Consider the following 20,772-nt stretch of genomic DNA (forward strand, 5'->3'; position numbering starts at 1 on the left):
TTTACTCAATAAAATGCCGGGCGGCGCTACGCTTACCCGGCCTGGACGCCTGAGGTTACGCTATTTCTGCGAATACCACATCTTCCTTGTGTTCGATACGCTGATCGCCGTTGTACAGGCGGGCATTTTGCAGCCCGACAAACAGACGCTCACCGCGAACCGGGGCATCATCCCCCTGCATCACTACTGTCAGCGGCTCGTTATACCACCCCAACGGTTGAACGACGAGTTGAGTGTAGTGACCTTTCGGACTGGCTTCCACAACCTGCACCGGTAGCGGAGAGTCCAGGCTGGTTCGGCGGCTGATATCCACTTCCCACGGGCGCAGGAAGAGATCGACAGGCCCCTGATACGCTGGCGTATATCCCAGCGGCCAGCGATGGGCGCCGACGTGGAACTGACCGCCACGCACAGTACCTTGCAGGCGATTAACCTCGCCCATAAACTCCAGCACGAAGCGGGTAGCCGGCTCACGCCAGACCTGATCCGGCGCATCAGCCTGTTCAATATTCCCCTGACTCATCACCACCACGCGATCTGCCACTTCGGTGGCCTCTTCCTGATCGTGGGTGACAAACACACTGGTGAATTTAAGCTCTTCATGCAACTGGCGCAGCCAGCGTCGCAGCTCTTTACGCACCTGCGCATCCAGCGCGCCAAACGGTTCATCCAGCAGCAAAATTTGCGGCTCAACGGCTAACGCGCGCGCCAGCGCCACGCGCTGCTTCTGGCCGCCAGAAAGTTGCGCCGGGAAGCGGTCAGCCAGATGCGCCAGTTGCACCATCTCCAGTAACTGCGTCACCTTCGCTTTAATCGCCGCGGCATTCGGGCGTTCACGACGCGGCAGCACCGTCAAACCAAATGCGATATTGTCGAACACCGTCATATGACGAAACAGCGCATAGTGCTGAAAGACAAATCCCACTTTGCGATCGCGCGCATGCAGACGACTGACGTCGGTTCCGTGGAAGCGAATATGGCCGCTGGACTGATGCTCCAGCCCGGCAATAATACGCAGCAGCGTGGTTTTACCGGAACCGGAAGGCCCCAGCAGAGCCACCATCTGACCTGAAGGAATATCCAGTGAGATATCGTTCAGCACCTGGGTGCGACCAAAAGACTTCTTAATATTGGCAATCTCAATGCTCATGATGTTCCTCCTGTTGCGCGCGTTTCTCCTGATTTTCCAGGCGCCACTGCAACATACTCTTTAAAAACAGGGTAATAATCGCCATCAACGTCAACAGCGCGGCGGCGGTAAAGGAGCCGACGGCATTATAGTCCTGCTCCAGCAATTCAATTTGTAACGGCAGCGACAGCGTCTCGCCGCGAATCGAGCCGGAAACCACCGACACCGCGCCGAATTCGCCAATCGCACGGGCGTTTGTCAGCACAACACCGTACAGCAGGGCCCAGCGAATATTGGGCAGCGTGACGCGGCGGAACATCTGCCAGCCGGAGGCACCAAGCAATATCGCCGCCTCATCTTCCTGGCTCCCCTGGCTCAACATCACCGGCACCAACTCACGCACCACAAACGGGCAGGTCACAAAGATAGTGACCAGCACCATCCCCGGCCAGGAGAACATAATTTGCAGATTGTGCTCGTCCAGCCAATCGCCCAGCGGACCGTTAGATCCATAAAACAACAGATAAACCAGACCGGCCACCACCGGCGAGACGGCAAACGGAATATCCAGCAGGGTCAGCAGCAGCTGGCGGCCAGGAAAGTTAAAGCGAGTCACCAGCCAGGCCAGTAAAACGCCGAACACCAGGTTCACCGGCACCGCAATCAGCGCTATCAATACGGTCAGCCAGATGGCATGTAGCATGTCCGGGTCGGAGAGGTTCTGTAATACCGGCATCAGCCCCTTGCTGAACGCGTGCACGAAGATATAAATCATCGGCACCAGCAGGATCAGGGCGGAGACAAGCATCCCGGTGCCGATCAGAAACCATTTTCCCCAGTTAATGCGGGGGGCGTGATAGCGCTTCAATTGGGTAACGTCCGCCATTAGTGACCTACCACACGTCGACCAAAGCGACTTTGCAGGGTGTTAATTGAAAACAGCAGCAGTAATGAAGCCGCCAGGATCACCGAAGCAATGGCACTGGCGGCAGGGTAATCAAACTCCTGCAAGCGAACAAAAATCATCAGCGAGGTGACTTCTGTCTTCCAGGCAATGTTTCCGGCGATGAAAATCACCGCGCCGAATTCACCGAGGCTTCGGGTAAACGAGAGCGCCACGCCCGCCACCAGCGCTGGTGACAGCTCCGGCAGCACCACTTTGCGAAAACTTTGCAGGCGGGTTGCGCCCAGCGTTTCCGCCGCTTCTTCATATTCCGGGCCTAACTCTTCCAGCACCGGCTGAACGGTACGCACGACAAACGGAATACTGGTAAACGCCATCGCCACGGCGATGCCGAGCCAGGTATATGTCACCTTGATATCAAACTTCGCCAGAAACTCACCGTAGAACCCGTTAACAGAGAACAATGAGGCCAGCGTCAGGCCAGCGACCGCTGTCGGCAGGGCAAACGGCAGGTCCATCAGCGCATCCAGCAATGTGCGCCCGGGAAAACGATAACGGGTCAAGATCCACGCCATCAGCAGGCCAAAAACGCCGTTAAAAATCGATGCCACGAATGCTGCCAGCAGCGTCACTTTATACGCAGCAACGACCTGCGGGTTGGTAATTACTTCCCAGTATTGCGCCCAGCTCATCTGCGCCAACTGCATCACCAGCGCGCTGAGCGGCAGCAGCAGAATCAGGCACACGAACAGCAGGCTGGTGCCCAGGCTTAACGTAAAGCCGGGCAGCACGCGTCTGGAGGAGACTGCAAACATTACTTACGCCCCGCCGCCAACAGCTTGTCCAGCTCACCACCGCTGGTGAAATGGGTTTTCATCACTTCAGGCCAGCTACCGAATTTATCCTCTACGCGGAACAGTTCAGTCTGCGGGAATTTATCCTTCAGCTTGTCCATCACTTCCGGGTTATTCACGCGATAGTAGAAGTCGGTGATGATAGTCTGTGCTTCAGGGGTATAAAGCCAGTTGAGGTACGCTTTCGCCGCTTTCTCTGTGCCATTGGCCTCGACGTTTTTATCCACCCAGGCTACCGGAAACTCGGCGAGAATATTGGTTTTCGGGATCACGACTTCAAAGCCCTGCGCTTCATACTGTTTGCGGATGTTGTTCACTTCCGATTCAAAGCTAATCAGCACATCGCCCAGCCCACGTTCAGCAAAAGTGGTCGTCGCGCCGCGGCCGCCGGTATCAAACACTTCGACGTTTTTCAGGAACTGAGTCATGAACTGCTCGGTTTTGGCTTTATCGCCGCCGTCCGCTTTATCCGCCGCGCCCCACGCCGCCAGATAGGTATAACGCGCGTTGCCGGAGGTTTTCGGGTTCGGGAAAATCAGCTTCACATCAGAACGCACGAGGTCGTTCCAGTCGTGGATGTTTTTCGGGTTGCCTTTGCGGACCAGGAAGCCCATCGTGGAATAGAACGGTGAACTGTTGTTCGGCAGACGCGTTTGCCAGTCGGCAGGCAGCAGTTTTCCTTTGTCATGCAGGATCTGTACATCCGTGACCTGGTTGTAGGTCACCACGTCGGCTTTCAGCCCCTGTAAAATCGCCAGCGCCTGTTTTGATGACCCGGCATGAGATTGTTTTATCGTCAATTTATCGCCGCTGTTGTCTTTCGCCCACTGCTGTTCAAACGGCGGGTTCAGGGCGGCAAACAGCTCGCGGGAGACGTCATAGGAGCTGTTCAGCAACTCCGTCGCCTGCGCCTGACCCACCAGTAACAGCGACGCCACCAGCGTCAGATATCTTTTTTTCAGTAAGTTAACGGCCATTGCGCACCCTTATAAATTAAATGACTTTCTTATGGTCATCATATTTATAACGAGCAGGAAAGGAGTAACGGTTTTATATACCGTTTGATGATTTGAAAGTTGAAAAGGGAATAAGGAAACCCCTCCAGGCTATCCGAAGGGGCTGTCGTCGATCAGATGCCGACGCTGACGCTTTCTGGCAAAGTGCTACCGCCGTCGATCACGTTTTGCGTACCGGTGAGGTAGCTGGACTCGTCAGAAGCGAGGAATGCGGCCAGTTCGCCTACTTCCAGCGGATTGGCCAGGCGACGCATAGGGATCGCCTTCGCCATCTCGCTCAGTACTGATTCCGGATCGGCCGGATTAGACTGCGCGGCGATGCTTTCTGCCATCGGCGTACGCACATAGCCCGGACAGATCGCATTCACGCGAATACCTGACTGTGCATATTCCACCGCCAGTGATTTGGTCAGGCCAACAATAGCCGCTTTCGTCAGGGCGTAAGCGGTTTCACCTGGATCGGCGACCATATCACCGGTGACCGATGACATCATCACAATGCGCCCATCTTTACGCTTGATCATCTCTGGCAGAACGGCTTTCGTCACGTTCCATACGCCTTTGATATTCACATCCAGGTGGAAGTCGAGATCTTCATCGCTCATGTCGAGGAAGTTGCCTAACCGACAGACTCCGGCGTTATTGACCAGAATATCAATACGCCCTTCACTCTCTTTTGCTTTTTTCACTGCCGCCACGACGGAGCCATAGTCTCTGACATCTGCAAGTACCGCCGTACAGCGATGACCGCGCCCACCCAGTTCGTCCGCCAGCTTTTCAATCTCATCGGAGATATCCAGCAAGATTAAGTTTGCACCGTGGCGGGCAAATACTCTGGCGATGCCTTCGCCGATGCCTTTTGATGCGCCCGTAATCAGTGCTGTTTTGCCCGTGAGTTTACCCATTTCAATGCTCTCCTTGTGAATATGAAGTCTCACACTCCACTCATGTTGAAAATACAGTAAAAACAGATAAGTGCTGAGGAATAGCTCACTAATTAAGGTAAATCTTAGGTAAAAAAACGCCCCGAGAGACGGGGCGTTAGAATAATGACCTTTTTGGGCGATTTTTTGCCCGGTGGCACTGCGCTTACCGGACCTACGGATCAGTTTTTGTCGACCGGTTATCCGGCACTCTAAAATTACAGCGCCAGCAGACGATCCAGAGACGGTGCAAAGTAATAGCCGCCCGTCACCGGCTTCGTGAAGCGCAGCATGGCGTCGCGTTTACCATCGGTATCACCAAACATGCTCAGCAGTTGCTGTTCAATATTGTGCAGACGCGCGCAGTAGGCGCAGAAGTAAAGCCCGTGGGTACCGCTGGCCGTGCCGTACGGCAGGCTCTGACGGACAATTTTCAGCCCTTTGCCGTCTTCTTTAAGATCAACACGGCTCAGGTGCGAGGTCACCGGACGTTCATCGCCATCGATCTCTTCGTTGGCTTCTTTGGTACGTCCGATCATCATCTCCTGATCGTGAATGCTCATGCGGTTGAGTTGCTTCAGGTTGTGCTCCCAACGCTGCACGAAAACGTAGCTACCGCCCGCATCCACGCCCTCTTTAATGACCGCCACTTCGCGACGCGTCTCTTCGCCCGCCGGGTTTTCCGTGCCGTCAACGAAGCCACTGAGGTCACGATCTTCCACCCAGCGGAAGCCATGAATCTCTTCCTGAACGTCAATGCAGTCGCCAAAGGCTTCCATCGCTGCCTGCGCAACGGAGAAGTTCACATCGTGACGCAGAGAAAGGATATGGATCAGCACATCGTACTGGGTTGCCGGTGCCAGGCCTTTGCCATAAGGGACAAAGTCTTTGAGTTCTTCAGCACCCACTCCGCCGCTCAATGCGCGCCAGGTTGTGTTGCCGAAGGCGACAACCGCGCCGAGATGTGCATCGGGGAATTTTGCTTCGAAGGTTGCCAGCTTATCGGCAAAAATTTTGCTGGCCGCACGCAGGGCGTCAACGTCGCCTTTAACGTTAGCTTCAATCCAAATCGCCGCGCGGCAATGTTCTGGCAAAATGCCACTCTGAACCTGAGACATCGTTCCTCCTGAAAAATGAGAATGCCACGCAATCGTGGCATTGATGGAGGCTATTTTACCCTGTTTTTACGCGCTGCGGTTTGTTCAGACGCAAATTAACGACGCCAGATAATCTTGCTCACAGTCCACGCTTTCAGGGCATCATCAGATGGCATTAGCCCTTCTGGTCCCTTCCACTCTCCGGTAAAGAGATAGCTAATATGCTGGCTGCCTTCGGCTTTACACTCCACCGCCACGCTGTCGGCGTCGGTGGCAGGCTGGCAGTTGCCAAACGCTTTACTGTAAAGATCGCTGAATGGGGTGCCGACCTCTACACCGGCTTCAGAGGGGATATCGCTGTCGAGAACATCGATACGGCTAATGGTGCCCTGCTCGCCGTTGATAATCAGTGCCACTTTGTCGTCGTTCATCGCCTCAAAAAAGCGCACAACGTTACCGTTAGCGGTTTTCATGCCGCTGCGCAGGCGGTAGTCGCCGCCCAAAGCGTCATTAATGGCCTGTTCATCCAGCGGCGTCGCTGCCGTTAATCCCCCGACGCCCTGCTCTGTGACTTCGGTTGATGAACCAAACCAGTTCCACGGATTCGCGGCAGACCAGTTCACAGACGAGAGCGTCGAACAACCGGTTAGCGCCAGCGGCAGTGCACATAAAGTCAAACGCAGCGATTTCATCTCACTTCCTTTCTTTAATAATCAACGTTGCTTGGAGTCCGGGTTCGCCAAAAAGTGCCGTTAATCTTTATCCATGGCGAAGCAGGCGCGTAACCGACGATTCGTCAGCAGCCAAATGAGTGCCACGATATCCGCCACCACCAGCGAAAGACTGATGCCGCTCACCGGCTCACCTTTCAGCCAAAGCACAATTTGCCAGCCAAGGAGCACCGCCTGGGCCAGAATTAATATCAGACGAAGCGCGCGCCAGGCCGCAGGAAAAGCATGTCGACGACCGCTGAGCAGGAAAGCCAGCACCGCCGGAACGCCAGGAATCAACCCCAGCCAGAAGTTATCGTGATCGGGATAGAACAGATTAAGCAGCGTATTGCCCTGCTCGCGTGAAGAACCGGCAATGACAAACAGCACCCAGGTCCTCGCCTGGAGCAACAGCACCAGCCAGAACAGCAGCGGCAGGCGCAAATGTCCGTGAGCGTCATAATCGGACGGGTGAAACTCAGTACTCTTCATCTTCAATCAAGCGCTTACCCAGGCTCAGCGCATCGGAGTGTTCGTAACCGAGTCGCTCATACATACCTAATACCACGTCGTTATCTTCGCGCACCATAATTTGAATCTTTGGACAGCCGCGCGCGATGAGTTTCTTCTCCAGTCGGTTCAGCAGCGCATTGGCGATACCACGGCCGCGAAATTCCGGGTGAACGCCGAGATAATAGGCTGAACCACGATGGCCGTCGTATCCGCCCATCACCGTGCCAACCACCTCCCCGCTCACTTCCGCCACGAGAAACAGGCTGACGTCGTGATGGAGCTTGCGCTCGATATCCATCTCCGGGTCATTCCATGGACGCAGCAGATCGCAGCGCTCCCAGAGGGTGATCACCTCTTCGAAATCTTCCTGGCGAAATACGCGTATCTCCATGGTATTCAGACCCTTTTAGCCCTAAAAATAGTGATTATGGCGCGAACCATTGAATTAGCCAATATCTGACGCGAAACGGCGAAAAAAATGGCATAATAGGCAATTGTTACGTATTGAAATGAAAAGCAAAGTAATTCTCAACAACAAGCGTCGTAACGGAATACGCGATACGATATAACCTATTCGAACGATTATTTTACCATTCAGGCCGTATGAGTACTTTTAAACCCCTAAAAACTCTCACATCGCGCCGCCAGGTGCTGAAAGCCGGACTGGCTGCGCTGACTTTAACCGGGATGTTGAACGCCACAGCAAAAGAAGCGCCTTTGAAAACCAGCAATGGCCACAGCCAGCCTGCCAGGAAGAAATCAGGCGGTAAGCGGATTGTGGTACTGGATCCCGGCCACGGCGGTATTGACACCGGCGCGATTGGTCGTAACGGCTCTAAAGAGAAACACGTTGTACTGGCGATAGCCAAAAATGTCCGTTCTATCCTGCGCAGCCAGGGAATCGACTGTCGGTTGACGCGTTCAGGCGATACCTTCATCCCCTTATACGACCGCGTCGAGATCGCCCATAAGCACGGTGCCGATCTGTTTATGTCCATTCACGCAGATGGATTTACTAACCCCAACGCTGCGGGCGCGTCGGTCTTCGCGCTTTCCAATCGCGGGGCCAGTAGCGCCATGGCGAAATATCTGTCAGATCGCGAAAACCGCGCCGACGAAGTCGCCGGGAAAAAAGCGACCGACAAAGACCATCTGCTACAGCAAGTGCTTTTCGATCTGGTGCAGACTGACACGATTAAGAACAGCCTGACGCTGGGATCGCACATTCTTAAGAAGATCAAGCCGGTACACAAGTTGCACAGCCGTTCAACGGAACAGGCGGCCTTTGTGGTGCTAAAATCACCTTCAATTCCCTCGGTGCTGGTGGAAACCTCGTTTATCACCAACCCGGAAGAAGAGCGTCTGCTGGGCACCACCGCATTCCGGCAAAAAATTGCGACCGCCATCGCCAACGGCGTCGTGAGCTATTTTCACTGGTTTGATAACCAAAAAGCCCATTCGAAGAAACGTTAATCATGAAACCCGATGCACAGCGCGTAAAACAGTTCCTTTTAGCCCTGCAGGATGACATCTGCCAGCAGCTTACAGCTATTGACGGAGCTGGATTTGTTGAGGATAGCTGGCAGCGTGAGGCGGGCGGCGGCGGTCGTAGTCGGGTACTGCGCAACGGGGGTATTTTTGAACAGGCGGGCGTCAATTTCTCTCACGTCCACGGTGACGCCATGCCAGCCTCTGCTACGGCGCATCGCCCGGAGTTGGCAGGGCGCAGCTTTGAAGCGATGGGCGTTTCGCTGGTGGTGCATCCGCTTAATCCCTACATTCCCACCAGCCACGCCAACGTGCGTTTCTTTATTGCCGAAAAACCGGGTGCCGATCCGGTCTGGTGGTTTGGCGGTGGTTTTGACCTGACGCCTTATTATGGTTTCGAAGAGGATGCCGTTCACTGGCACCAGACGGCGCGCGATCTCTGTCAGCCGTTTGGCGAAGATGTCTACTCTCGCTATAAAAAGTGGTGCGACGACTATTTCTTTCTGAAGCACCGCAACGAGCAGCGCGGCATTGGCGGACTGTTTTTTGACGATCTGAATACCCCGGATTTTGACCACTGCTTTGCCTTTATGCAGGCGGTCGGCGAGGGGTATACGAACGCTTATCTGCCGATTGTTGAGCGCCGTAAAGAAATGGCATGGGGCGAGCGCGAACGCGATTTCCAGTTGTATCGTCGCGGCCGCTATGTGGAGTTTAATCTGGTCTGGGATCGCGGCACGCTGTTTGGCTTACAGACCGGCGGGCGCACCGAATCGATTCTGATGTCGATGCCGCCGCTGGTGCGTTGGGAGTATGACTATCAGCCGGAAGACGGCAGCCCGGAAGCGGCGCTCAGTGAGTTTATCAAGGTTCGTGACTGGGTGTGATGACGCACTTCTGAATGGCGGCTAACGCCTTATCCGGCCTACAATATTGGTGCGATTTGTGGCCGGATAAGACGCGAATGCGACGCCATCCGGCATCAGTCGCCAATCCTACATCCACTGGCGCATTCGTTGGTGCAGCGTCAGCGACGGTTTCTCGGCAAACAGCTGCTGGTAATCCGTGGCAAACTGCCCCAAATGCCAGAATCCCCACTGCATCGCCGCATCCTTGACCGTTGAACTTTGCGACCAGGGGCTGATCAATTCCCGGCGTACCGCATTCAGACGAATGCGTTTCAGCCACGCGTTAGGGCCAATACCGAGGATGGCATGAAAAGCATTCTGTAGTGTGCGCCGACTCACGTGCAGTTGATTACAGAGATCGAGCACCGTCAGCGGCTCTGACATGTTTTCCAGCACATATTCCCGCGCCCGTGACAGCAGCTTACGATAGCCCTGATGGCTGATGCTTTCTGGCGTACTGAATGGCTGAGCGTCTTCCAGCATCGTCCCCATCGCCAGCAGCAAATTATCCCCCAACACCTTACGCACTGCGGGTTGGCGAAGATTTTCCGGGTTCTCACTGAAGGTCGCCAGCGCCTGCTGAACGAATCCCCACAGCGCCGCCTTGTGCTGCTCTTTCACTTCCAGCGCCGACTGGTTGCGCAGCATATGCAGCACTCTCTCCGGATTATGTAAAAACTGCGCCTGTCGCGTAATGACCTCCTCCGAAATCACCACGCCAAGAATGGTGTAATCATCCGGCGTACTGAGTTCGAACTCCGTTCCGCCAGGGCGGGTGGCAATTTCAGCATTGCCCAGACATTGCGCACCAATAAACCCTTGTTCGCCACGCCTGGCCGGAATGCCAAACCAAAACGAGTTCGGCCACACCAGGCACGACTGGCGCAGCGCCAGCCCGGTGTATTCACGAAATACCTGAATATCATCAAGCAGAATTTCCGTAAACTCGCCGTGAAACTTTCCCGGGTGCAGCTGATCGTAAATTTGCTGCCAGGCGGTAATCGTCAGGGCGTGCTCGTAAACATCCGAGGTTCGTCGATGGTGAACGTTATCCACTTCAACCAACGGCGTAAGTTTAACGTCTTCGGGTAACGCTTCATGATAAAGATGGTGCAGATTTGCAGTTCGGGTCTTTTTCATGATCTTTTACGCCGGGTGCGATAATCACACCCGGCACCTCCGACTGGTTAATTTTTTAAGCGATAGCGACTACTGCGTTTACGCAACGTCCCGTCCGTAAAGAGTTGTTCCAGCGCACTTCTGGCCTGCTCCAGCGGCCAGCCAAAATGCGCCGCAACCTCCCCTGCCGTCATGCCCTGACGGGTGGTGGCGAGCTGTGCCAGCAGCGCGTCGGCCTCTTCAGACGGCACCGCCGTTCTCGGCTGCGGCTCGGGCTGCTTCATCGCTCGCTTAAAACCGCCGATCAGCCACTGGGTATCCTCATCCGGACGACCGATTTCTTTACGGCTGATGACGCGCCCGGTGCGCTGAGCCGCGGCGCTTCCGGCATCCAGCGCCGCACGGCATGCCGCCAGATCGCCTTCAACCACCAGCGTCACCTTGCCAGGGTCGAGCACTTCATGACTCAGCAAATTAACGTTGGCGGCTTTAAGCATCGCATCCGCCGCATCGACGGAGGCGACCATCCCTTCTACTTCCAGTAACCCCAGTGCATTGATCATCGCAAGCCTCCGTTACGCGCGCTGAATAGGGTTACGGGCGATATCCAGAACCGCGTCGGTAAAGGCGTTGCAGGCGGCTTTACAGGCGGCCTGGCTTCCGGTCAAAAACGCTGCCGAATAGTTGGTTTCAGACGGCGGCGGCACATAGGTCACCAGTTGAACGTCGGCTGACTTCATCGCCGCATCAATGCCAAACGTGGCTTCCAGCGGCGGGGCGACCAGGTAAGCGATCGGATCGCCAGACGGAATACCTGCAGTAGACGAGAGGTAAGAACCGGTACGCGATACGACGTGCGCCAGAAACGCCGTGTCCTGTGCATCGTTTGCCCACTGGAAGGCTGCACCGTTTTCAATGTGCGCAACCATAGCGTCCAGACCGGCGCGAACTTCTGCCGGGTTCGGTCCACCCAGCATGATCAGCACTTCACCGGCGGTCGGTGACGGCCCGTGGGCCGCCCCTGCGTACAGTGAACGGCCATACACCACTTCCACCATTGCCTGTTTTGTCGCTTCGTCTGCGGCAATATACGTCACGTCATCAGAGTCTGCCGTGATAAGACCGAGGCTACGAATATGCGGCGGTAATTTAAGTTCGCGTGCAAACCCGTCGTTCACGGAGGCTATCACCCGCATCGCGGTGACCGAGGGTCGAATCAAATCTAAAGCTGGCATAATGCCTCCTTAACGGGTCATGTTGATGCCGGACGCCTTCTGCTCCAGCATGCGTTTGGCCAAATCGACGATAACGGCTGCCGCTTCTACCGGTGGCGTACCGCCCTGATGGATATTGGAAATACAGGTGCGGTCGGCCTCGACGGTAGTTGCCACGCGCGGTGAGTACACCGCATAGCAGGAGAGACTTTCTGATTGCCCCAGCCCCGGACGTTCACCCACCAGCAGGATCACCACCTTCGCGCCGAGGGTTTCGCCGATCTGATCTTCAATCTTCACGCGACCATAGCGCACGAAGAATGGCGTCCCGACCTTCAGCCCGGCCTGTTTCAGCCCGGCGAGCAGCGGTGGCAAGATCTCTTCGTAGTTGGCGGTAATGGCATCCGTTGACAGGCCATCGGACACCACCACCTGCACATCCGGGTTCATCACGCACTGCGATTTCAGCGCGTCGATGGCTTCCTGGCTCAGACGGCGCCCCAGATCCGGGCGCGTGAGGTAAAGATTTTTGTCACTGATTTCTGAGCGAACTTCCAGCAGTCCCTGCGCTTTTACCCACTCTTCCGGCACCTCTTTCAGAACGGTGTCTTTGGAGCGTGAATGGTCAGCCAAAAAGCGCAGCAGCGCCTGGGTACGCGGACGCGGACCGGCACGACCGGTGCAAACGCGTGCGGCGGTGCTGCGGCGAAGTTCGGTCAGAACATCCGCACGATGTGGATTCTCAACGCCAATCCACGCTTTTGCTTCGGCAGAGCCTAAATCCACCGCACAGCTTTCACCTGCTGAGGGCGTCGCGCACTGCGGCTTGCTACATCCCTGCGCTGACGATGCGGCGGGTTGCGGCACGTCCTGTCCCATTGACGCCATCACGCTGCGTACAATTTCTTCAATCTGTTTTTGATCCATGTTTTGTCATCCCCGCGTCATCAGAAGAACAGTGACGGATCGCCCGCCCGTTTGGTCAGACGACCATTAGCCATAATGCCCATCGTCTCCAGCCAGCGTTCAAACTCCGGCGACGGACGCAGATTCAGCAACTGGCGCACGGTCGCGGTATCGTGGAAGGCGGTGGTTTGATAGTTGAGCATGATGTCGTCGCCGAGCGGCATGCCCATGATGTAGTTACAGCCCGCGGTGGCGAGCAGAATCATCAGGTTTTCGTTGAGGTTCTGATCGGCGTCGGCGTGGTTGGTGTAGCAGCAGTCGCAACCCATTGAGATGCCACTCAGCTTGCCCATAAAGTGATCTTCTAAGCCCGCACGAATGATCTGGCGGTCGTTGTAGAGATACTCGGGTCCGATAAAGCCCACCACGGTGTTCACGAGGAACGGATCGTAGTGCCGCGCCAGCCCGTAGTTACGCGCTTCCATCGTCACCTGATCGGCACCGAAGTTTGCCCCAGCGGAGAGCGCTGAACCCTGCCCGGTTTCAAAGTACAGGCAGTTTTCGCCCGCGATGCGGTTAAACTCCGCCCCTACCGCGCGCGCTTCGTCGAGCATTGCCAGCTCAACGCCGAACTCTTTTAAGCCCTTCTCGCTGCCGCAGATGCTCTGGAAGATCAGCCCCCCCGGCGCGCCGCGACGAATCGCTTCGATCTGGGTGGTCACGTGCGCCAGTACGCAGCCCTGGGTCGGAATGTTAAATTTGTCGATGACGCCGTACACGGTATCCAGCACGCGGCTTAAGTTTTCCACGTCGTCAGTGACCGGGTTAACGCCAATAACCGCATCACCTGCGCCGAAGGAAAGCCCTTCGTAGATCTGTGCGGCGATACTCTGCACGTCGTCACGGGTATCGTTCGGCTGCAGGCGGCAGCTGAAGGTGCCCGGAAGACCAATTGTGGTGTTGGCCTTTTTAATCACCGGCATTTTCTTGCCGCCGTAGATCAAATCCGCGTTAGAGCAGATTTTGGCCACCGCCGCCACCACTTCCGAGGTCAACCCTTTGCGGGTAAAGGCGATATCGTCAACGGAGGTTTCATCGCTCAGCACATACTCGCGCAGCTCGCTGATGCTCCAGTTTTTGATGCGGTTATAGGCGGTTTCGTTGACATCGTCCTGAATCAGACGCGTGACGCAGTCCTCTTCATAGGAGATCACCGGGTTGTTGCGAATGTCCGCTACCGTCATTTCTGACAGCACCTGCTTTGCCGCCACGCGCTCTTGCGAACTTTGCGCCGCGACGCCCGCCAGCACATCCCCCGAACGCAGTTCGTTGGCTTTTGCCAGTACCTCTTTTACATCCTTAAACTGATAAACATTGCCGAACAATGTGGTCTTTAGTTTCATAAGTCGTTCCCTCAGGAAGGAAATGCGAGTGATTTCACCGTCACCGGCACAACCGATCCGCCAAAAAGAGGCGTACCAATGTCGATATAGTCCCCCGCATGCACGGAAACCTCGTCGATAACCGCCAGCGGGAGTTGCTGTAACTGTGGGCGCAATAACATGCCCAGGGCTTTACCAAAATCCTGCTCGGCCACCACCAGCAGGGGATGTGGATTGGGAAAACGCGCGACGAAAGCGGTCAGCGCGTCGATGACCGAAAGTATTGCGGCGTAACGCACGGGAAGCGTGGCGGGAAGCGCCAGTACGTAAGCGTCCGTTTGCGGGTCCAGATCGAGTTGCGTCAGCGCCTGCTGCCACGCGCTGACCAGATCTCCGTCATTTTGTGGGATGGCTACTGGTAAATTGCGCAGCGGTAGCTGAACGCCTTCAAGCCAGATGGTGCTGCCAGAAAGCGACAGCGTATGTGCCCCAGCACCAATCACCGTGGCGCGCACGGTCTGCGCCGGAAACTGCACGTTCATCTCACGCAGGCGCGGATGCTCATGCAGCATCGTTGCCAGCAGCGGACCTATATCCGCATAGCAGAACGGATCGGCTGGCTGATTGCGGTAGCACTCCCCCACGCCGCCGGAAAGCGTAATCACATTCGGTTTTGCGCCTGCGGGAAGCAATGCCGTTTGCATCAGGCTCTGCGCCAGCGGCGAAAGCGTGCCTTCAAGCACTTCAACAATGAGCTGCGCCATCCGCTGTGCCACCTGTCCAAGCTGTGCAATGGTGAGCGCACGGGCATCCGTGCCAGGACCAAACACCTCGTCAACAATCTGCTGTCCCGGTTGATGCGCATGAACCACTCGCCCCTGCCCGTCCGTTTCCAGCAGTCGTCCGCCGACGTTCAGGCAGGCGGTGCCGCTGACTTTCCCGGCCTCAAACAGGGCGTAGTTCGAGGTACCGCCGCCGATGTCGATATTCAATACCCGGCACATCCGCTGCTCGGAGAGGGTTTGTGCGCCCGCGCCGTGACCGGCAATCACCGACTCCAGATGCGGCCCGGCACTGGCGACCACAAAGTCACCGAGCGACTGGGAGAGCGTCATCACCGCCGGACGCGCGTTGCGGGTTTTCGCACTCTCGCCGGTAATGATGATGGCCCCGGAGTCCACCGTTTCAGGGGCGACGCCTGCTGCCTGGTACTGCGTCAGAATTAACGCCTTCAGTTCGGCCTCTTTCAGCCCGCCCTGCTTATCGACGGGGGTAAAGAAGACCGGACTTTGCCAGCTAATTTCGCGTTTGATGAATTCGTAACGTGGCACCTGCGACACTGCCGCACGGTTAACCAGCTCAAGGCGTGAGAAGATCACCTGAGTGGTGGTGGTGCCAATATCAATACCCACGCTCAATAGCTGGCGAGTGTTCACGATTGCGCCTCCGCTTCGGTTTCTGCCGGGACGTTTTCATCTTTTGGCACCAGCATCATTGCCACGCCAATGGCTGTCACACCGCCAATCAGCTTGCCGACGATCATCGGGAAAATCATGGCGCTCATGTTGGCCGCCGCGAAGCCTAAATGGTCGCCCAACGCAAAAGCGGCGGAGACGGAGAAAGCGCAGTTAATCACTTTGCCACGCGTATCCATCTGCTTCATCATGCCGAACATCGGGATGTTATTTGCCAGCGTTGCAACCATTCCACCGGCCGCCATATTGTTGATTTTCAATACGTTGCCAACGCGCATCAGCGGTTTTTCAAACCAGCGGGTCAACAGCAGCACCATCGGATAGGCACCGAGCAGCACGCAGGAGATAGAACCGATCACTTCAATGGCGCGCATCACTTCGCCGGGCTTATCGCCAGGGGCCATAAAGATGGGATCCAGACCGGGGATCAGTTCCCAACCGAGCAGGAATTTGATCACCGCAGCGGCCAGACCAATCGTGATCAATGCCACAAGGAACTTGGCGAAGATCTGGAAGCCGTTAATCATTTTTTCCGGAATGAACTTCAGCCCCAGCGCCACCAGCACAGCGACGATAAGCACCGGAATCATATTCATCAGGATCAGCGCGAAGGTAAATTCCACCGGCTGGCCGTTAATTTGAACGCCGGAGTACATCGCGACCAGACCGCCGGCGATACAGCCGATGGGGATCGTAACAATACCGGCCAGCACGCCGAGCGCCAGATAGCGGCGGTCAGAAGGTTCGATGATCCCCAGCGCCACCGGGATGGAGAAAACGATGGTCGGCCCCATCATTGAGCCCAGGATTAACCCAGAGTATAGCCACGCTGCGACATCGCCACCTGCCAGCTCTTTGGCGAGGAAGAAGCCGCCCATATCGCAGGCCAGCAGCGTTCCGGCGAACATCGACGGGTTCGCGCCGAGCATTTCATACAGTGGAATGATGACCGGGCCGAGCAGCTTCGCCATCACCGGCGCCAGCGCCGTCATCCCGACCATGGCCAGCCCGAGTGCGCCCATCGCCATAAAGCCTTCTTCAAACTGGCCGCCCGATCCCTCGATGCTCTTACCGAATTTACCGAGGAAGCGCGCCGACCCGCCGAACTGCGACAGGATCCTGTCCACGGCGGCAATCAGCATAAAGAACATCATGATGTACATGATGATTTCGTTAATTCCCATAGCCTTATCTCCATTTGCCAGACGCAATTTGTAGGCCGGATAAGACGCGCCAGCGTCGCCATCCGGCATTAAAACAGCTTCATTCGTCATTGCCGGATGGCGGCTTCGCCTTATCCGGCCTACATCCTGCTTTGTTATGCCGCCGCGTACAGGTCGATAATCTGTTCCTGCGTGGCGGTTCGTGGGTTGCTGCGTAAACAAATATCAACCAGCGCGGCCTGTGCCCAGCCGCTGTAATGCGCAGGCGTTGCGCCAACGTCGGTGAGCCGCTTTGTCAGCCCCACTTCACCGATCAGTTCGCTCACTGCGCTGATGGCATCACGGTCATCCGCTTTTTTATTGATCAGCGCCCGCCCGATCTGCCCGAAGCGCTCGCGACACACCAGGCGGTTAAACCCCATTACCGTCGGCAACAGCATGGCGTTCGCCTGGCCGTGCGGGATGTGCAGCGCCGCGCCTGGCTGATGCGCCATGGCATGACACAGCCCCAGACCTGCACTGGAAAAGGCCATTCCTGCCATGCAGGAGGCGAGCAGCATGCTTTCACGCGCTGCAAGGTCATGGCCGTAGCCCACCGCTTTCGGCAACGCTTTGCCGATCATCGCAATCGCGCCAATCGCCAGGCTGTCGGTAAACGGGGAGGCATTTAGTGCGCTGTACGCCTCGACGGCATGGGTCAGCGCATCAATGCCGGTCATGGCCGTAACGTGCGGCGGTACGCCTTCGGTCAGCGCCGCGTCAAGAATCGCCACATCCGGCATCAGCGTCGGGTGTGACAGCACCTGCTTGCGTCCGGTAGCTGGGTCAATAATCACCGTGACGTTGGTGGTTTCTGAGCCGGTTCCCGCCGTAGTCGGCACCGCAATTAGCGGCAGGCGCGGACGCAATATGCTCTGTTCTGTCATCTGCGCCAGCGTGTGATCGGGGTTGGTGACGAGCAGCGCAACGGCTTTGGCCGCATCCAGCACTGAACCGCCGCCGAAGGCCACCACGCCATCACACTGCGACTCGCGCAACTGCGCCACCGCAGCGCACACATCGGTAATGCACGGCTCGCCCATCGGACACGGCCAGACCGTCATCGCCACGCCCTTCATCGCCAGGCTACGCTCAAGCGGTGCGGTCATTCCCGCCTGGTGCAGGAAGCTATCGACCATGACAAACAGATGCGTCAGCCCACGCGCCCGCGCTTCCTGTCCGCAGGTGCTAAGCGCCCCCAGCCCGCATAGCGTTACTGGCGGTACGCTAAAGGTTTTTACCCGTTGCAGATTCAGGGTGTCGAATGCCTGAAAGAGCGCCGTCTGCAGATCAGCTTGCATAGATTCCCTCCGCTTTCTCTTTCCCGCTGTTGGCGATCGCCAGCGGTGTCATAAACAGGCTGTGACGGGGTAAATGCACCTGCAATTCCGGGAAGCGTTTGCGAAACAGATCGTCCACGCCCGGCTGCATACAGGAACCGCCCGCCAGCCATAAGTGGGCAATGCCTTGCCCGGCAATATGACGGGCGACGATCTCCGCCATTTTTTCGTAGACCGGCTTCACCACCGGCCAGATTTCCTGCGCGTTGCTGCGCTTGTACTGCTCCGCCTCTTCCAGTGAGATGCGGCGGTTTCCAGCCAGCGTCAGAGAGATATGATGCCCACCTGTCGCTTCATCGGCGGACCTGGTCACCTTGCCCTGTTTGACGATGGCGATCCCGGTGGTGCCGCCGCCAATATCCACCACACCCGCGTTATCCAGCTGTAGCAGATCCGCCACGGCGGTCGGTTCGTCCAGCACGTGGCTCACCTCCAGCCCGGCGGACTCCAGCACGTTAATAGAGATACGCGGGTCGGTTCCTGGCGGGAACGACGTCGCCGCATGGGTAAAGCGACAGCCAAGCTGTTGCTCCAGCGTATCGAGATGGCGGCGCACGATGGTGACTGCACCGAAGAAATCCCAAACGATGCCGTCACGCACGACGTCGGCCCAGTCAAGGCATACCGCAACCGGCTGCGCGTCGCCGTCGACCACCATCGACACCACATCACAGGTGCCTAAATCCACCCCCAGCCACAGTGCGGATTCGCTCGCGGCAGGCGACTGATTGCAGAGTTCTGCGGCTTTTTGCAGCCTCGGCGTGAGCCAGCGTTGTTCGTCGTGCGCCATGTTTATCCCTTATACAATTCTGAAACTATCCACCAGCACACAGCGACGCAGGCGGACGAACGTACGCGCACTGGTCACCCCTTCTCCCGTTGGCGTGGTGATGGTCATGGTGGTCCAGCCTTCACCGCCGAGTCCAAGCCCGGCAATGCAGGGGCCGTTTTTAACGAAGATGCTGGTATCAATGGCGTTCGCCATCCGGTTCATGTTGTCGATATTGCGGGAGTGCATCGCCGCCGTATGGTGACAACCGCCTTCTAGCTGAACCGCCAGCGCAATCGCCTCGTCAACGTTTGCTACCCGCACCACCGGCAGGACCGGCATCATCAGTTCGGTAACGGCAAAGGGATGCTTTGCCGGCGTTTCAACAAACAGCAAACGGGTTTGCGGCGGGACGTTAAGGTCAATACTGGCGGCAATTTTCGCCGCGTCGCGACCGACCCAGTCGCGACTGACGGTGCCTTTGCCGTGCTCATCGATCTTTTTCAGCAGAACTGGCTGAAGCTGTTCCGCCTGCGCGGCGGTCAGTTTCACCGCCTGCAGGCCTTCCATTAGACGCATCAGTTCGTCGGCGACGCTGTCGACGACAATCAGCACCTTTTCGTCGGCACAAATGATGTTGTTATCAAACGATGCACCTTTAACGATGGACTCTGCGGCACGCGCCAGGTCGGCGGTTTCATCGACCACCACCGGCGGGTTACCGGCACCTGCCGCAATCAGGCGTTTGTTGGTATGCTTACGGGCCGCGTCAACGACCGCTTCGCCGCCGGTCACCACCAGCAGGCCAATGCCGGGATACTTAAACAGCCGCTGTGCGGTTTCGATATCCGGGTTGGCAACGGTCACCAGCAGGTTCTCCGGGCCGCCGGCCGCGACGATGGCCTGGTTAAGCAGCGTGATCGCGCGCTGTGAAACGCCTTTCGCCGCCGGATGCGGAGCGAAGACGACGCTGTTTCCCGCCGCAATCAGGCTGATCGCGTTATTGATCACCGTGGCCGCCGGGTTGGTGGACGGCGTAACTGACGCCACCACGCCCCACGGCGCGTTTTCTATCAGCGTCAGGCCGTTATCGCCGGTCAATACCTGCGGGGAGAGACACTCCACGCCCGGCGTGCCGCGCGCCTGCGCCACGTTTTTGGCAAATTTATCTTCAACGCGTCCCATGCCGGTTTCAGTGACGGCAAGTTCCGCTAATTCTCTGGCGTGTTTTTCGCCCGCTTCACGGATCGCATGGATAGCAAGCTGGCGCATTGCCACGCTTTTCAGTTCCTGCTGAGCGACTTTGGCTGACGCTACCGCATCATCGAGGGAGGCAAAAACGCCCATGTCATGAACGGCAGCCACAGGCTGACTGCTGTCTTTCATTTTCAGCAGCACCGCTTTTACCACCTGTTCAATATCCTGTTGATTCATGATGTTCAGTCCTATTTGTGGAAAATCACCTGTCCGCCAGCCACCACTTCATCGACGATGCCAATCACGCAGAGATCGACAGGAGATGCCTCGCTGCGGTGCGCCTGACGCGCCGAGCTGCCGCTCACCAGCAGCACCCATTCGCCGGTACCTGCGCCAATGCTGTCGATGGCGACGGCGCACTGCCCGTCCGGGTTGCCCTCGGCGTCGATCATTTGCACCATCAGCAATTTGTCATGCGCCAGTCCCTGATGACGTACGGTGCAAACGATTTGTCCTGTGACGACTGCCAGTTTCATTCCCGCCTCCTCATTGCCGGATGGCGGCGCTTTGCGCCTTATCCGGCCTACAAAATCCGAACCGTAGGCCGGATAAGCGCAGCGCCATCC

Annotated in this window: 22 protein-coding genes; 2 read left to right on the top strand and 20 right to left on the bottom strand. The window is 56.9% G+C overall.

All coding sequences use genetic code 11. The annotated features are described in order from the left end of the window. Positions 1-55: 55 nt before the first annotated feature. From cysA to HVY19_RS14665, 9 genes are all read right to left on the bottom strand, one after another. Positions 56-1,150: a sulfate/thiosulfate ABC transporter ATP-binding protein CysA gene (cysA, locus tag HVY19_RS14625; RefSeq protein WP_181681269.1), complete on the bottom strand. Its 1,095-nt coding sequence runs from the start codon at positions 1,148-1,150 to the stop codon at positions 56-58. Next, positions 1,140-2,015: a sulfate/thiosulfate ABC transporter permease CysW gene (gene cysW, locus HVY19_RS14630; protein WP_181681270.1), complete on the bottom strand. Its 876-nt coding sequence runs from the start codon at positions 2,013-2,015 to the stop codon at positions 1,140-1,142. The genes cysA and cysW overlap by 11 nt, the downstream gene beginning before the upstream one ends. After that, positions 2,015-2,848: a sulfate/thiosulfate ABC transporter permease CysT gene (cysT, locus tag HVY19_RS14635; protein WP_181681271.1), complete on the bottom strand. Its 834-nt coding sequence runs from the start codon at positions 2,846-2,848 to the stop codon at positions 2,015-2,017. The genes cysW and cysT overlap by 1 nt, the downstream gene beginning before the upstream one ends. Further along, the gene (gene cysP / locus HVY19_RS14640) at positions 2,848-3,864 is read right to left on the bottom strand and encodes a thiosulfate/sulfate ABC transporter substrate-binding protein CysP (protein WP_181681272.1); all 1,017 of its coding nucleotides are present in this window, start codon (positions 3,862-3,864) and stop codon (positions 2,848-2,850) included. Before cysP ends, cysT begins: the two co-directional genes overlap by 1 nt. A 152-nt stretch (positions 3,865-4,016) precedes the next feature. Then, positions 4,017-4,808: an SDR family oxidoreductase UcpA gene (ucpA, locus tag HVY19_RS14645; RefSeq protein WP_181681273.1), complete on the bottom strand. Its 792-nt coding sequence runs from the start codon at positions 4,806-4,808 to the stop codon at positions 4,017-4,019. A 236-nt stretch (positions 4,809-5,044) separates the two neighbouring features. Then, the gene (gene yfeX, locus HVY19_RS14650) at positions 5,045-5,944 is read right to left on the bottom strand and encodes a porphyrinogen peroxidase (RefSeq protein ID WP_181681274.1); all 900 of its coding nucleotides are present in this window, start codon (positions 5,942-5,944) and stop codon (positions 5,045-5,047) included. Positions 5,945-6,039: 95 nt separating this feature from the next. Next, positions 6,040-6,615, bottom strand: a complete 576-nt coding sequence (locus tag HVY19_RS14655) for an RpoE-regulated lipoprotein (RefSeq protein ID WP_181681275.1) — start codon at positions 6,613-6,615, stop codon at positions 6,040-6,042. Between the two features lie 60 nt (positions 6,616-6,675). Next, positions 6,676-7,125: a DUF2919 domain-containing protein gene (locus HVY19_RS14660; RefSeq protein ID WP_181681276.1), complete on the bottom strand. Its 450-nt coding sequence runs from the start codon at positions 7,123-7,125 to the stop codon at positions 6,676-6,678. Next, positions 7,112-7,537, bottom strand: a complete 426-nt coding sequence (locus HVY19_RS14665) for a GNAT family acetyltransferase (RefSeq protein ID WP_181681277.1) — start codon at positions 7,535-7,537, stop codon at positions 7,112-7,114. The genes HVY19_RS14660 and HVY19_RS14665 overlap by 14 nt, the downstream gene beginning before the upstream one ends. 212 nt (positions 7,538-7,749) lie before the next feature. Here HVY19_RS14665 and amiA point away from each other — a divergent pair, with 212 nt between their 5' ends. Together amiA and hemF are read left to right on the top strand one after the other, a co-directional pair. Next, positions 7,750-8,619: an N-acetylmuramoyl-L-alanine amidase AmiA gene (gene amiA / locus HVY19_RS14670; protein WP_181681278.1), complete on the top strand. Its 870-nt coding sequence runs from the start codon at positions 7,750-7,752 to the stop codon at positions 8,617-8,619. 2 nt (positions 8,620-8,621) lie between these two features. Further along, the gene (gene hemF / locus HVY19_RS14675; protein WP_181681279.1) at positions 8,622-9,521 is read left to right on the top strand and encodes an oxygen-dependent coproporphyrinogen oxidase; all 900 of its coding nucleotides are present in this window, start codon (positions 8,622-8,624) and stop codon (positions 9,519-9,521) included. Between the two features lie 108 nt (positions 9,522-9,629). Here the strand turns inward: hemF and eutR are convergent, their stop codons facing one another. The 11 genes from eutR to eutN form a co-directional block, all read right to left on the bottom strand. Continuing rightward, entirely contained in the window at positions 9,630-10,682 is a 1,053-nt protein-coding gene (gene eutR, locus HVY19_RS14680) for an HTH-type transcriptional regulator EutR (RefSeq protein WP_181681280.1), read from the bottom strand. 47 nt (positions 10,683-10,729) lie between these two features. Continuing rightward, positions 10,730-11,224 carry an ethanolamine utilization microcompartment protein EutK gene (gene eutK, locus HVY19_RS14685; RefSeq protein ID WP_181681281.1) on the bottom strand — a complete coding sequence of 165 codons (495 nt, stop codon included), beginning with the start codon at positions 11,222-11,224 and terminating at the stop codon, positions 10,730-10,732. Positions 11,225-11,236: 12 nt separating this feature from the next. Beyond that, positions 11,237-11,896, bottom strand: coding sequence for an ethanolamine utilization microcompartment protein EutL (gene eutL / locus HVY19_RS14690; protein WP_181681282.1), 660 nt, complete (start codon positions 11,894-11,896; stop codon positions 11,237-11,239). 9 nt (positions 11,897-11,905) lie between these two features. Beyond that, on the bottom strand, positions 11,906-12,802 hold the full coding sequence (gene eutC, locus HVY19_RS14695) for an ethanolamine ammonia-lyase subunit EutC (protein WP_181681283.1): 897 nt from the start codon (positions 12,800-12,802) through the stop codon (positions 11,906-11,908). A 20-nt stretch (positions 12,803-12,822) separates the two neighbouring features. Further along, on the bottom strand, positions 12,823-14,184 hold the full coding sequence (eutB, locus tag HVY19_RS14700; RefSeq protein WP_181681284.1) for an ethanolamine ammonia-lyase subunit alpha: 1,362 nt from the start codon (positions 14,182-14,184) through the stop codon (positions 12,823-12,825). Between the two features lie 11 nt (positions 14,185-14,195). Next, complete coding sequence (eutA, locus tag HVY19_RS14705) at positions 14,196-15,599, bottom strand: ethanolamine ammonia-lyase reactivating factor EutA (RefSeq protein WP_181681285.1); 1,404 nt, start codon at positions 15,597-15,599, stop codon at positions 14,196-14,198. Continuing rightward, entirely contained in the window at positions 15,596-16,822 is a 1,227-nt protein-coding gene (gene eutH / locus HVY19_RS14710) for an ethanolamine utilization protein EutH (protein ID WP_181684293.1), read from the bottom strand. The genes eutA and eutH overlap by 4 nt, the downstream gene beginning before the upstream one ends. Before the next feature lie 134 nt (positions 16,823-16,956). Then, positions 16,957-18,141: an ethanolamine utilization ethanol dehydrogenase EutG gene (gene eutG, locus HVY19_RS14715; protein WP_181681286.1), complete on the bottom strand. Its 1,185-nt coding sequence runs from the start codon at positions 18,139-18,141 to the stop codon at positions 16,957-16,959. Continuing rightward, complete coding sequence (eutJ, locus tag HVY19_RS14720) at positions 18,131-18,970, bottom strand: ethanolamine utilization protein EutJ (protein WP_181681287.1); 840 nt, start codon at positions 18,968-18,970, stop codon at positions 18,131-18,133. The genes eutG and eutJ overlap by 11 nt, the downstream gene beginning before the upstream one ends. A gap of 9 nt (positions 18,971-18,979) precedes the next feature. Beyond that, complete coding sequence (locus tag HVY19_RS14725) at positions 18,980-20,383, bottom strand: aldehyde dehydrogenase family protein (protein WP_181681288.1); 1,404 nt, start codon at positions 20,381-20,383, stop codon at positions 18,980-18,982. A gap of 11 nt (positions 20,384-20,394) precedes the next feature. Further along, the gene (eutN, locus tag HVY19_RS14730) at positions 20,395-20,682 is read right to left on the bottom strand and encodes an ethanolamine utilization microcompartment protein EutN (RefSeq protein ID WP_181681289.1); all 288 of its coding nucleotides are present in this window, start codon (positions 20,680-20,682) and stop codon (positions 20,395-20,397) included. Positions 20,683-20,772 lie beyond the last annotated feature (90 nt).

This window comes from Citrobacter sp. RHB25-C09 (assembly GCF_013836145.1).
Taxonomy (GTDB): Bacteria; Pseudomonadota; Gammaproteobacteria; order Enterobacterales; family Enterobacteriaceae; genus Citrobacter_A.